Consider the following 13,372-nt stretch of genomic DNA (forward strand, 5'->3'; position numbering starts at 1 on the left):
CCTCGGGTTGCTACCCGATCGAACTCCGGACCGGGGTATCCCCCTCGTCACCGAGCCCGACGCAGATGTCGTCGCTCTCCGGGTTGCTGCGCTGTCGAGTGCCCCTCGGGTTGGGGCGCGACCCGGCGTCCAGGCCGAAGCCCAGGTCAAGCGGCCGGGACCCATCATCCCGGCCGGCCATCGTCGACCAGAGCATCGCGGGTAGCGGCCCCGCTCAGAGAATCGGCAGGAACGTGCTCAGCTCGAACGGCGTCACCTTGCTCCGGTACGCGTCCCACTCCGCCCGCTTGTTGCGGAGGAAGAACTCGTAGACGTGCTCGCCGAGCGTCTCAGCCAGCAACTCCGAGTGCTCCATCTCCCGCAGCGCCTCGCCGAGGTTCTGCGGGAGGCTCGCGTAGCCGGCCGCGCGCCGTTCGGACTCGGTGAGCGACCAGACGTCGTCCTCGGCGGCCGGTGGCAGTTCGTAACCTTCCTGCACGCCCTTCAGACCAGCCGCGATGATCACCGCGTAGGCCAGGTACGGGTTGCACGCGGAGTCGAGGCTGCGCACCTCCACCCGCCGGGACGACGCCTTTCCAGGTGAGTACATCGGCACCCGGACGAGGGCTGACCGGTTCGCGTGGCCCCAGCAGACCGCGGTCGGAGCCTCGCCACCGACGATGAGTCGCTTGTAGGAGTTGACGAACTGGTTGGTCACGCCGGTGATCTCGCGGGCGTGCTTGAGCAGGCCGGCGACGAACGCCTTGCCGGTGTCAGACAGCTCGTAGGGGTCCTCCGCGTCGTAGAACGCGTTGCCATCGCCTTCGAACAGGCTGACGTGCGTGTGCATGCCCGAGCCCGGCTGGTCGGTGAACGGCTTCGGCATGAAGGAGGCGCGCACGCCCTGGGTGATAGCCACTTCCTTCACGACGTACCGGAACGTCATGACGTTGTCGGCCATGGTCAGTGCGTCGGCGTATCGCAGGTCGATCTCCTGCTGGCCGGGCGCGCCCTCGTGGTGACTGAACTCCACCGAGATGCCCATCGCCTCGAGCGCCTCGATCGCGTGCCGGCGGAAGTGCGGTGCGGTGTCGTGGCTCGCCTGGTCGAAGAAGCCGCCGTTGTCGGCGGGCACCGGCTCGCGACCGTCGTTGTTGAGCTCGCGGAGCAGGAAGAACTCGATCTCCGGGTGGACGTAGCAGGTGAAGCCAGCCTCGCTTGCCCTGGAGAGCGTGCGGCGGAGAACGTGTCGCGGGTCCGCCCAGGACGGCGAGCCGTCGGGCATGGCGATGTCGCAGAACATGCGGGCCGAGTAGTGGCCGCCGTCAGCGGACTCCCAGGGCAGCACCTGGAACGTGGACGGGTCGGGCTTCGCGACCATGTCGGACTCGTAGACCCGGGCGAAGCCCTCGATCGCGGAGCCGTCGAACCCGATGCCCTCGGTGAAGGCGCCCTCAAGCTCTGCGGGCGCAACCGCCACGGACTTGAGATATCCGAGCACGTCTGTGAACCACAACCGGACAAACCGGATGTCGCGTTCCTCCAACGTGCGCAGCACGAACTCCTGCTGGCGGTCCATGAGCGCAGCGTAGGCAGCCCTCGTTAACGGCATGTTTCGGGGTGCCCGGGCAGGCCCGTGACCTGGAGTGAGGTTGCCCGAGCCGAGTACAGCGAGTACGACGTACCAGCGCCGTCAGTCACGGATCAGCTCGTCGGATCAGGGAGGGGCAGGCATGACCAGCAGCGCCACCGCACCCCGGCAACGTCTCACTCCAGACCAACGGAACTCGTTCACCGCGGCCCTGCTCGGCTGGTCGATGGACGCATTCGACTACTTCCTCGTCGTCCTGGTCTATGCCGACATCGGCAAGGAATTCGGCGTCTCGCTCACCCAGATGGCTTTCCTGACGACCGTCACGCTCATCATGAGGCCCGTCGGCGCCTTCCTGTTCGGACTGTGGGCGGACCGCGTCGGCAGGCGCATCCCGCTCATGACCGACGTCATTTTCTACTCGCTCATCGGCTTCCTCTGCGCCTTCGCGCCCAACTACACGATCCTGCTCATCCTGCGCCTCCTGTACGGCATCGGCATGGGCGGCGAGTGGGGCCTCGGCGCAGCGCTCGCGATGGAGAAGCTCCCCTCCAACCGACGTGGCTTCTTCTCCGGCGTCCTCCAGCAGGGCTACTCGATGGGGTACCTGTTGGCCTCCCTCGCCTACCTGGTCCTGCACGGCTGGCTCGGTCTGTCGTGGCGGTGGCTGTTCGCACTCAGCGTCATCCCCGCTCTCATCAGCCTGCTGATCCGGGCTCGGGTCAAGGAGTCCGAGGTCTGGGAGACCACCCAGCAGAAGCTTCGTGCCCACAACACGTCGCTTCGCACGATCATCTTCAACGGCCCGGTTCTGCGCCGGTTCGCCTACCTGGTCCTACTCATGACCGCCTTCAACTGGATGAGTCATGGCACGCAGGACGTGTATCCGACGTTCCTCAAGGCGACGGAGAACGGCGGCGCGGGATTGTCCGCCGCTACGGCGAGCTGGATCGCGATCATCTACAACGTCGGCGCCATGATCGGCGGCACCGTCTTCGGCACCCTGTCCGAGCGCTTCGGCCGGCGCTACACGATCGTGTTCTGCTCCCTGATCGGGTTGCCGATCGTGCCGTTGTTCGCGTTCTCCAAGACTGCGGCGCTGCTGTGTCTTGGCTCCTTCCTCATGCAGATAGCGGTCCAAGGGGCGTGGGGCGTCATCCCCGCACACCTCACCGAGATGTCCCCCGATGCCATCCGCGGCTTCTACCCAGGTGTGACCTACCAGCTCGGCAACTGCCTCGCCGCGTTCAACCTGCCCATCCAGGAGTCGCTTGCGTCCAGCCACGGATACCCGTTCGCACTGACAATCACCGTGATGCCGGTGCTCGCGATACTGGCGGTGCTGACGTGGCTCGGCAAGGAGGCCAAGGGCATCCAGTTCGGCACAACTGTCGGAGTGGCACCAACTACATAGCACACCTGGCGGCTAGCTCGCTGATCATGACTTTCCAGGGGCTCTGATCAGCGGGCCTTGCCAGGATTGTGCCCTAGCCTCGCATGCAGTCACCCGAACTGAGGACTGCACATGAGAGAACTGGATCAACTCGTAGGGGCCGTCGATGCCGTCGTTGCGACGGCGACCTCCGAGAAGGCGCAGCACGAGATCGCCGAGACCTTGCGCGTAGTCAGCTGCCAGATGAACCGGCTGCAGGCAGTCATTGCCGAGCACACCCTTGCGATGGAACGAACCGGTGCGCACAAGGCGACGGGGCATGGAAGTCCAGCCGAGTTCCTGAAGCGTGAATGCCACTACTCCGGCGCCCAGGCACGGTCGGTCTTGCGCTCAGGCACGGTTCTAGCTGAGTCGTTGCCGCGCACAGCAGAAGCGTTGAAGGCCGGAACCATCACCTGGCCGCACGCCACCAGCCTCGTGCGGGGCGTCGCAGCGCTGGGGCCTGAAGAGGTCTCGGCCAACGAGGACAAATGGATCAACAAGGTTGCTGTCCAAAGTGGTCCGGAACGCTTGCAGCGCGTCCTCCGGGCTCGTGTACATGAGAAGGTGCCGCAGGCGCAGTCCCCAGTTGATCAAGAAGGTGATGCTGCGAAGGGCATCTCACTACGTAAGCTCGCCAAGCGCGGCTACGAGGTCCACGGCTTCCTGCCTCTGGACGACGGAGCAGTTATCGAGCAAGCGGTGTCGAAGCTTCGGTCATTGGAGAACGCGCCGAAGGACTCCGACCCGATCGTGGCCATCGCGGATTGGTGGCTTCGGAATCCTTCAGGGCTCCAAGGTCAACCAGGCTCGGACAGTCGCGACCACGGCCTCGTTGAGTTGTTCGGTAGCGCTCAGACCAGCGTGACGGCTCCGACGCCGTTCCCCACCGTGAGGCCTTCCTGCGACTTCGACGCGGACCCCCTCGCGAGTTCGTCCGCGAAGTCACTGGCGATCGCCAAACGCGATGACGACGTCACTCAGACTCCAAGGACGGACGATCGCTGCAGGCAACCTGGCTGCTCGGCCGTCCCGCACTGGTGTGACTACCACGGCACCATGGATCGCTTGGCGTACAAGCTACTTACTGCGGCCTGATGTCGGCACAACCAAGACACGATTGGGCCATGAGCTTCAGGAGGAACACCGCGGATCAGCTGCCGGCAGCTTCAGGTTGACGAGATAGTTCACGCCGACCTGATCGACACAGTCACTTCCCTGGAGGAAGGCCGTATGCTGCGTGCTCTGGTAGGTCAGGAGAAAACCGCCGAGAGCACTGGCGAGATTGACGCCTGCCTGATACGGAGTGGCGGGGTCGTTCGTCGTGGAGACCACAAGTGTGGGCGGCAGGCCGCTGACCTTGGGCAGATGAGGCTGGCTGGTGTTGGGGACAGGCCAATAGGAACAAGCATCGCCGGCTGACGCAGTGGGAAGCGGTTGCCCGTTGTCCAGGAAGGGCGCGGCTTCCGTCGCTCGACGCTCGGCGTCGAGCTGCGCGGCCGGATCCTTGGACTGAGGATTGTCAACGCATTGGATGGCGGTGAATGCATCCTGCTCGTTCGAGTACTTCCCGTCGGTCCCTCGGCCGTCGTACAGGTCTGCCATGGTCATCAGCGTCAGGCCAAGGCCGCGCTTCAGCTGTACGAGGCCGCTGTTCAACGTCTCCCACAACTGCTGTGTGTACAGCGCTTGGATCGTCGCTGTGGTGGCGTCGGCGAACGTAAGCTTGCGCCCGTCCCCGGTGTCCACCGGGTTTTTGATCAGCGGGATCACGAGATCGTGGTACGCCTGTACGGCCTTGCTGGCGTCCCGGCCGAATGCGCAGTCCTGGCGCTGGGCACACCAGGCCGCAAACTGGTCGAATGCCTTCTGGAAGCCGGCCGACTGGGCGACTCCGGCATCGGTTGAGCTCTGGTTGGGATCGACGGCACCGTCCAGCACCAGCGCACGCACGTTTGCCGGAAAGCCCTCCGCATACGTGGTTCCGAGGAAAGTCCCGTACGAGAAGCCGACGTAGGAGAGCTTCTCGTCGCCCAATGCCGACCGCATGACGTCGAGGTCCTTGGCGACGTCACGAGTACCGATGTTTGCCAGCAGGTCGACACCGGTCCGCTGGGCGCACATGGCCGTGTAGTCGCGCAGTTGCGCGACCTCCTTGGCGACGCCGGCGGCCGACGTGTCCTCGATGTCGTCGGCTCGCTGCTTGTCGCGTTCCGCGTCGGTCAAACAGTGGACTGCCGGCTCACTGGATCCGATACCTCGCGGATCGAAGCCAACCAGGTCGAACCTCTTGCCGAGATCGTTGCCAGCCACCGCGGTAGCCAACGATGCGGCGGCGTCGACGCCCGAGGCACCCGGGCCGCCCGGGTTGATGAACAGAGTGCCGATGCGCTGGCCCGGATCCGTGGCCTTGCGGCGGAGCAGCCCCAGGGTGATCGTCTTGCCATCAGGCTTCGAATAGTCGAGCGGGACGGTCAGCCGAGCACACTTCAGATCGGTGCTGGACTCGAAGAGCTTCCGGTCGGTGTCCGATGTGGCGTAGTTGTCGCACGAGCCCCAGCCGAGCTGTTGGCCGTAGAACCGCTCGAGCCCTGCGGGAACAGGGCCGGCTGGACCTGGCCGTTCGAATGTGACGCCCGCTTCCGCTTGGCCGCCGAACACGGAGGTGCAACCGCCAGTCACCAGAACAACCACAGCGAGTAGCACTACCAACGGCACGGTGTGAGAACTACGAGGGCGCACACGTCGATCGTGCCATCTAGTGACTCCGAACGAGGGAAAGGTCGACCGTAGCCGCGGGACGTACGTGATCCTTGCGCCACAGATTCCGTCCGGTTGTCAGGGTTGTGAGGGAGGATGGACACATGCCGCAACTGCGCATCGCTCTCGCTCAGGTCAACCCACGCGTAGGCGACCTGGCCGGCAACGCCGACCTGGTGGTCGAATGGACGCGGAAGGCCGCCGAGTCCGGCGCCCACGTGGTGGCGTTCCCGGAGATGGTGCTCACTGGTTACCCCGTCGAGGACCTGGCGTTGCGGCAGTCCTTCGCCCGCGCGTCGCGTACCGCGGTCGACGAGCTCGCCGAGCGGCTGGCCGACCTCGGTTGCGGCGACCTGCTGGCCGTTGTCGGCTATCTGGACCGCGACGAGGCCGGGGTGCGCAACGCGGCGGCGATGATCCACCAGGGCAAGGTCGTCGCCCGGTACGCCAAGCACCACCTGCCGAACTATGGCGTGTTCGACGAGTATCGCTACTTCGTCCCCGGCACCAAGCTGCCCATCCTGCGCTGGCACGGCACGGACATCGGCGTCGTCATCTGCGAAGACATCTGGCAGGACGGCGGTCCGATCGCAGCCCTCGGGCAGGCCGGCGTCGACCTCGTCGTCTGTATCAACGGTTCGCCGTATGAGCGGAACAAGGACGACCACCGGGCTGAGCTGGCCGCGAGGCGGGCCTCGGAAGCGGGTGCGCCGCTCGCCTACGTCAACATGGTCGGTGGCCAGGACGAGCTGGTGTTCGACGGCGATTCGTTGGTCATCGACGCCGAGGGCAAGTTGCTCGCTCGGGCGCCGCAGTTCGTCGAGGAGCTCCTCGTTCTCGACCTCGACCTGCAGGCTGGTGAGAGCACTTCAGTCGAACCGGTCGACGGCTTCGAGGTAACGCGGATCACGCTGGACGCGGCGAAGCTGCCCGCTTACGAGCCGCTTCCAGCTCCTCGACCGGCGGCGCCGTTGTCGGATTGCGCCGAGGTGTGGGGAGCGCTGGTCACCGGTCTTCGGGACTACGTCCACAAGAACGGTTTCCGCTCGGTCGTCCTGGGACTCTCGGGCGGCATCGACTCCGCCGTGGTCGCTGCTCTTGCGGTTGATGCCCTGGGAGCCGACGCCGTGTACGGCGTCTCAATGCCTTCTTCGTATTCGTCGGACCACTCCAGGTCGGACGCGGCACTGACCGCGGAGCTGACTGGGTTGCACTACGACACGCAGCCAATCGAGAACATGGTGCGAGCGTTCGTAGGCCAGCTCAATCTCACGGGGCTTGCCGAAGAGAACATTCAGGCTCGGTGCCGTGGCATGACGTTGATGGCGCTGTCGAACGCGCACGGGCACCTCGTGCTCGCCACCGGCAACAAGACCGAACTGGCCGTGGGCTATTCCACGATCTACGGCGACGCGGTCGGCGGGTTCGCGCCGATCAAGGACGTGCCGAAGACGCTGGTGTGGGAGCTGGCGCGATGGCGCAACGCCGAGGCTGAGCGGCGGGGCGAGGCGCCTCCGATTCCGGAGAACTCGATCACGAAGCCGCCGTCGGCAGAGCTGCGGCCGGGCCAGGTCGACACCGACTCGCTCCCGGACTACGAGCTGCTGGACCGGGTGCTCGATCAGTACGTCGAGGGCGACCACGGCTACGCGGACCTGCTGGCTGGCGGCTTCGACCCGGAACTGATCGAGCGGGTGCTGCTGATGGTCGACCGCGCCGAGTACAAGCGGCGGCAGTACCCGCCAGGCACCAAGATCAGTCTCAAGGCGTTCGGGCGGGATCGGCGGTTGCCGATCACCAACGCCTGGCGGGAGCACACCGCAGCGCTCGTCTGAGCTGGAGAAACGACTGGTGCGGCTTGTCGGCTGGTGCGGCTCGTCGATGCGGTTTGCGGCAGCAAGCCGCTCTTCAGGTGAGCGAGGGTCGTCGGGCGCGGGCGTCGGGCGTTGAGGTGCTCGCCGAACGTTGCGCGGTGACTCCCACTGTTCAGCCGACGCCTCTGTTTGGGCTGTGGTCCAGTGCACGGTGGCGGTGCGGTGGCTGTGGGCCGGGGCGACGGCCGTCAGCGGGTTGCCGGGCGGAGAACGGCTGGTCGGTTGGCCGGCGGTGGCTCAGGCGAGGTCGGCCTGACCCAGATGAGCACCGGATGCCGCCGGGACGGCAGTGTCAGGGTGTGAAGCTGCTCGCAGGTGTGTGCCGGACCAGCCAAGACAGTGTCACCCTTGCCCCGTAACCATCCACATGACCCAGGGACCCGCTCGTCGCGGGCCTTGAGGGAAGGACGGTCGGGACAATGACGTCTGCCGAAATCACGGCGCCGTACGGGACCGGAGCCGGCGGCTCCGCCGGCACGCCGGCGCGCCGGGTTCGCATTCATCATCTGCAGGAGCTGAAGGACCGCGGAGAGCCGTGGCCGATGCTGACTGCCTACGACATGTACACGGCGGAGCTCTTCGACGAGGCGGGCATCCCGGTGTTGCTGGTCGGGGACTCCGCGGCGAACAACGTCTACGGCTACGACACCTCACTGCCGGTGACCGTGGACGAGTTGCTGTTCCTCACCAGGGGCGTGACGAGGGCGGTGAAGCGTGCCCTCGTGGTCGCCGACCTTCCGTTCGGCTCCTACCAGGTATCCCCCGAGCAGGCCGTCACCACCGCGGTTCGGTTCATGAAGGAAGGCCGGGCGCACGCCGTCAAGTTGGAGGGCGGTCGGCGGTTCGCGCCGCACGTCGAGGCGATCGTGGCGGCCGGGATTCCGGTCATGGGTCACATCGGATTCACCCCGCAGAGCGAGCACCAGCTGGGCGGGTACCGGGTCCAGGGGCGCGATGACAAGGCCGACGCCGTCCTGGCCGACGCGGTGGCGTTGGAGCAGGCCGGTGCGTTCGCGGTCGTCCTGGAGATGGTGACGGCCGAAGTGGCGAAGCGGGTAACCCACGAGCTGCGGATCCCCACGGTGGGCATCGGCGCGGGACCGGACTGTGACGCCCAGGTTCTGGTGTGGCAGGACATGGCCGGTCTTCGCCGCGGCAAGGCGCCCCGGTTCGTGAAGAAGTACGCCGACGTCGCCTCCGTGCTGGGGAACGCGGCGAGCGAGTTCGCCTCGGAAGTCCGGAACCGGGCGTTCCCCGGTCCGGAACACTCGTTCCACTGAGGCACTGACGCGAGCGAGGGGTGGACCGGATCGCGACCGGTCCACCCCTCGCCGTTTGTCGAGTTGCGTCTGTCGGGTGGTTCGCTCAGACGTCGGTGATGCGGAGGCCGGCGTGGGCCTTGTACCGGCGGTTGATGGCGATGAGGTTGGCGGTCAGCGCCTCGATCTGGCCGGCGTTGCGCAGCCGTCCGCCGTACACGCCGCGCATGCCGGGAACGGTGTCGGCGAGGGCGCGGACCAGGTCCGTGGCTTCACGGTCGTCGCCGAGCACGAGGACGTCGGTGTCGACGGCCTCGACTTCAGGATCCCCGAGGTGGACCGCCGAGACGTGGTGGAACGCGGCAGTGACGCGGGAGTCCGGCAGCAGGGCCTCGGCCTGCTGGGCGGCGCTGCCCTCCTCGATCTTCAGCGCGAACGGGCCCTGCTTGTCGAAGCCGAGCGGGTTGACGCAGTCGATCACGACCTTGCCCGCGAGTGCCTCGCGCAGGGACTCGAGCAGCGCGCCGTGGCCGTCCCAGGGCACGGCGACGAGGACGACGTCGGCCTGCCTCGCGCATTCGAGGTTGTCGGCGCCGGCTACGTGGCCGACACCGGCAGCGTCGCGCAGCTCGGCGGCCGTGGCCTCGGCCCGGTCGGCGCTGCGTGAACCAATGACCACCTTCAGACCGGCCTTGGCCCACCGGAACGCGAGCCCCTTGCCCTGGGGGCCGGTGCCGCCGAGCACGCCGACCGTCAGGTCACCGATTTCAGTCACGATCTTCCTCTCCGAAAAACCTCTCGAAGGACACCTTGCGTCGCGTGGTGTCCGCCTCGACGAGGCGCACCTTGATGCGCTCGCCCTCGGGTAGCTCCGCCCCGCTGCACTTGGCCATCACGGGCGGTTCGGCGACGAAGACCTCGCCGCTGTTGGCCTCGGACCGCAGCACCACGGCGTCGAAGACGTCGCCGACGCTGCCGGCGAGCACCCACGCCTCCACCTGGTCGAGGCAAGCACGTTCGACCTTCGCGGCCAATGCGTCTGAGACGGACATCAAGTGCGGTAGTTCCGGCAGCGCGGCGCGGACCCAGGCGGGGACTTCCGCGCCGCCGACGACGGCTAGACAGCATTCGGTCGCGAACCGGTCGACGAGCCGCCGCAAGGGGGCCGTGACGTGGGCGTATGGGGCGCCAACGCCGGCGTGTGAGGTCACGGCGGGGTCGTCACCGTCGAATGCGGTGTAGCCGGCACCGCGAAGCAGGCGGGTCGCGGCGACGTACATGGCGAGCGATTCGGGCCGGTTCGGGTCGAGGCCGGCGAGCAACTTGGCGGGGCTCTCGCCGTCCGGCCATTCGACGTGGGAGGCGGTCGCCGCCCGGTGCAGTCCCGACACGGCATCGACGTCGGCGGACGGGAGGGTACGGAGCACTCCGATCCGAGCATCAATCATGATCTTGGCCGCGCACATGCCCGTGAGCAGGGAGATCTCGGCGTTCCAGGCCTCGATGTCAGACCTCAGCCTTACCCTGAGGGTCCATTCGCCGTCGTCGGCAGGACTGACCTGTTGCTCGGGCAGCTGAAGCTCGACGGCACCCCGTTCCGCCGCCATGGCACGCCGCAGGCGACCGACCTCGGGAAGGAGCGCGACCGACGGGTGGGGAGTCCCCGCAGCCAGGCTGGCCTGCACGGACTCGTAGTCGAGCCGGGCGACCGACCGCACGAGCGCTCGCCGCACGACAACGCCCTCGGGGTTGCCATCCCGGTCGAGGTCGATCGTCCACAGCACCGACGGGCGAACCTGGTCGGGCAGCAGGCTCGCCGCTCCCTCGGACAACACGGGCGGATGCAGGGGGACGGTGCCGTCAGGTAGGTAGTGCGTCTGGCCCCGCCGCTTCACCTCCTGGTCGAGGGCGCCGCTGGGAGGCACGAACCCGCCCAGGTCGGCAATGGCGTAGTGGACGCGGTAGCCGCGCCGCCGGCGTTGGATCAGGACGGCCTGGTCGAGGTCCTTGGAGCCGGGTGGATCGATCGTGACCAGGGGTAACGGGGTGGCATCGAGGCGCGGGCCGCCTCGGACGTCGTCCAGTGCCTGCTCGGCCTCGACCAGTGCGGCTGCCGGGAAATCCTCACGCAGCCCGAACTCGCTCCGGATCGGAGCGAAGTCCCGCCCGGCGCCACTGGTTGTGAACGTCCTGGACACCACACCGGAAACCTTAGACAACAAAATACGGGTACGTCGTTTTCACAACGCCACAACGTCGCGTCGTCGAACCGGCGTGGTGTGGATCACCAGGACGGCTTCTCCGGCGCCGACGGGTATCGGTAGTGGTCCTGCGGACCGAAGCCACCGGGTGGCGTCGTCGGTCCGGGCTGGGCGGGGAAACCGCCGGGCGGCGTGGGCTGCTGGGACACGCCGGCGGGCTCGACGCGTTCATGGCGATTGTTCGGGATCGGATCGAGCACTGACACCAGCGCCGTGGTCTGTTCGGGGTTCTCGACCTGGGCGCCGTTGCGGCTGCGGTAGACGATCTCGCCGTCGGAGTCGATCTCCATGAGGTAGCCGGCCTCGGCCAGCTGCTCCTCGTCGAGGTCGATGAGCCGCTCGTAGCGGGACGGCACGACCCGGTAGACGGGCCACTGCAGGTGGGCATACGCCTGGTGGAACTGGGCCAACAGGGCCGCGAACTGCTGTTGCCAGGGCAGCGGCATGGATTCGGCCAAGGAACGTGGCAGCACGGCGTAACCCGCGTCGACGCCTTGGTTGGTCGCGTTCAGGTAGTCACGCAGCGGCGTGCTCGACGCGGGTCGACCGGCCGGCCGCGGGATGGGCTCGGGCGTGAATTTCATGACGCCTCCTGCTACACACCGGGCCGTACGGCCTGGGGGACGACCTCTGCCTCGGTGAAGCTGAACGGCCTGATGTGGATCGGGATGCCGAAGTCCTGCGCCTCGATGATCTTGTGGTCGCCGAGGTACATGGCCACGTGGTGGATGGTGGCCGGGTTGCTCTTGTCGGTGGCGAGGAAGACCAGGTCGCCGGGCTGCGCCTGCTCGACCGGCAGCATCGAGCCGGCGTGGTACTGGTCGGCGGCGACGCGCGGCAGCTGGATCCCCGCCGCGAGGTAGGCCTGCTGCACCAGGCCGGAGCAGTCGTAGCCGACCGGACCGTTGCCGCCCCAGATGTAGGGCTTGCCGAGCTGCTGCTGGGCGTACGCGATGGCCTTCGCCGCGGCCTGGTTCGCGGGCAGGATGGCGCTGACGGCCTGCTGCCCGCAGCCGCTCGGGTCGACGATGTCGCCGACGGTCTTGATCAGGTCGGCGGCCATCGCCTCCCACTTGTCGTAGGCGCCGGGAAAGGCGGAGCGCTCGACGGCCTGCGCCGCGTCGCCGGGCCGCATCTGCTGCCAGTTGGGGATCTTGGTCAGCACGTCGTAGAACTTGTTGATGGCGTAGCTGGGGTCGAGCAGCTGAGCCTCGGTGCCCCACCCCATGGTGAACCGCATCTGGAAGATGCCGCGGGAGTCGGGACCGGCGACGTCGCCGTGCGTGACGTTGGTGAGGCTGGACTCCTGCATGCCAGCCTGGATGGCGACCTGCCAGGCCAGCGGCGGCAGCTGCCGTTGCTTGCCGATCTGGATGATCTGGGTGGCGATGCCACGCTGGTCGGTGCTCAGTCGCTTGGCCTGGCCCTCGCCGGCCGCGGCGTCACCGGTGGCGTCGGCCCATGGCCCGATGGCGGCGTTGCAGTTGGCCATGCGGAACAGGCTCAGCGCCTGTTGCTGCGTGTTGACCACGGACGACACCGTCACGGTGACCAGGAACAGCGTGCACACCAGGCCGACCGCGACGCCGACGATGATCCAGACCTTCATGTCAGCTGGCCTTGTCGTACTTGGAGACCCGCCACCCCTGGTTCGGGGTGGTGATCACCGTGACCTGGATCGTGCCGCCGTCCGTGGACACGTCGGCGACCACCGAGCTGGTGGTCGAGTCGACGGACACGGCGGCGCCGGTGACCTTGCTGGCCGGCACGTTGGCCGGATCCACCGAGGCCATCTGCGGCAGGAACTCGTCGGTCGTGTACGGCTTGAGCTGCTCCAACCACTGTGAGTTGGTGATGCCGACGGGGTGGTTGACCCACGCCTTCACCCACTTCAACGCCACGTCGAGGGCTTGGGGAGACGGTGGCGCGGGTGTCGGGCTGAGCAGCGGCGAGGTGAGCCTGGTCTGCGGCGACGTGGTCGTCTCGCTCGTCGACTGCCCCGACGAGCCGGTCGAACCGGCGGTGTCGGAGGTCGTGTTGCCGGTCGGCTGCGCGGAACCGGTGGGGGTGGCCCGCGGGATGACCATGGCCACGATGATGCCGAGCGCGACGATGATGATCACGAATGTGATCAGGTGCCGCGGCGAGCGCAGCGGCCAGCCCCACAGCTTGCGATAGACCGCGGACCGGCCCCGGTTGGTGCGGATCGGCATCGG

The 13,372-nt window shown here is 67.2% G+C and carries 11 protein-coding genes; 4 read left to right on the plus strand and 7 right to left on the minus strand.

Translation table 11 applies throughout. The features are described from left to right. Positions 1–214: 214 nt before the first annotated feature. The gene (gene glnA / locus BJ998_RS13545; protein WP_184861687.1) at positions 215–1,558 is read right to left on the minus strand and encodes a type I glutamate--ammonia ligase; all 1,344 of its coding nucleotides are present in this window, start codon (positions 1,556–1,558) and stop codon (positions 215–217) included. Between the two features lie 154 nt (positions 1,559–1,712). On the opposite strand from glnA, the gene BJ998_RS13550 reads away from it, so the two are divergent. Together BJ998_RS13550 and BJ998_RS13555 are read left to right on the plus strand one after the other, a co-directional pair. Beyond that, positions 1,713–2,984 carry an MFS transporter gene (locus tag BJ998_RS13550; protein WP_184861689.1) on the plus strand — a complete coding sequence of 424 codons (1,272 nt, stop codon included), beginning with the start codon at positions 1,713–1,715 and terminating at the stop codon, positions 2,982–2,984. A gap of 111 nt (positions 2,985–3,095) precedes the next feature. Further along, positions 3,096–4,100, plus strand: a complete 1,005-nt coding sequence (locus BJ998_RS13555) for a DUF222 domain-containing protein (RefSeq protein WP_184861691.1) — start codon at positions 3,096–3,098, stop codon at positions 4,098–4,100. A gap of 36 nt (positions 4,101–4,136) precedes the next feature. On the opposite strand, the gene BJ998_RS13560 is transcribed toward BJ998_RS13555, so the two are convergent. Continuing rightward, entirely contained in the window at positions 4,137–5,696 is a 1,560-nt protein-coding gene (locus BJ998_RS13560) for an alpha/beta hydrolase (RefSeq protein ID WP_376775862.1), read from the minus strand. Positions 5,697–5,866: 170 nt separating this feature from the next. Here BJ998_RS13560 and BJ998_RS13565 point away from each other — a divergent pair, with 170 nt between their 5' ends. Both BJ998_RS13565 and panB read left to right on the plus strand, forming a co-directional pair. Continuing rightward, entirely contained in the window at positions 5,867–7,597 is a 1,731-nt protein-coding gene (locus BJ998_RS13565) for an NAD+ synthase (protein WP_184861695.1), read from the plus strand. A gap of 458 nt (positions 7,598–8,055) precedes the next feature. Continuing rightward, entirely contained in the window at positions 8,056–8,916 is an 861-nt protein-coding gene (gene panB, locus BJ998_RS13570) for a 3-methyl-2-oxobutanoate hydroxymethyltransferase (protein WP_184861697.1), read from the plus strand. An 85-nt stretch (positions 8,917–9,001) separates the two neighbouring features. Here panB and npdG read toward each other — a convergent pair whose 3' ends face one another. From npdG to BJ998_RS13595, 5 genes are all read right to left on the minus strand, one after another. Beyond that, on the minus strand, positions 9,002–9,670 hold the full coding sequence (gene npdG / locus BJ998_RS13575) for an NADPH-dependent F420 reductase (protein ID WP_184861699.1): 669 nt from the start codon (positions 9,668–9,670) through the stop codon (positions 9,002–9,004). After that, complete coding sequence (locus BJ998_RS13580; RefSeq protein WP_376775863.1) at positions 9,663–11,093, minus strand: RNB domain-containing ribonuclease; 1,431 nt, start codon at positions 11,091–11,093, stop codon at positions 9,663–9,665. The genes npdG and BJ998_RS13580 overlap by 8 nt, the downstream gene beginning before the upstream one ends. 86 nt (positions 11,094–11,179) lie before the next feature. Continuing rightward, complete coding sequence (locus BJ998_RS13585) at positions 11,180–11,740, minus strand: hypothetical protein (protein WP_246488586.1); 561 nt, start codon at positions 11,738–11,740, stop codon at positions 11,180–11,182. A gap of 11 nt (positions 11,741–11,751) precedes the next feature. Then, on the minus strand, positions 11,752–12,765 hold the full coding sequence (locus BJ998_RS13590) for a C40 family peptidase (protein ID WP_184861703.1): 1,014 nt from the start codon (positions 12,763–12,765) through the stop codon (positions 11,752–11,754). Position 12,766: 1 nt separating this feature from the next. After that, positions 12,767–13,369 carry a hypothetical protein gene (locus tag BJ998_RS13595; RefSeq protein ID WP_184861705.1) on the minus strand — a complete coding sequence of 201 codons (603 nt, stop codon included), beginning with the start codon at positions 13,367–13,369 and terminating at the stop codon, positions 12,767–12,769. Between the last annotated feature and the right edge of the window lie 3 nt (positions 13,370–13,372).

The organism is Kutzneria kofuensis (assembly GCF_014203355.1).
Lineage (GTDB): Bacteria > Actinomycetota > Actinomycetes > Mycobacteriales > Pseudonocardiaceae > Kutzneria > Kutzneria kofuensis.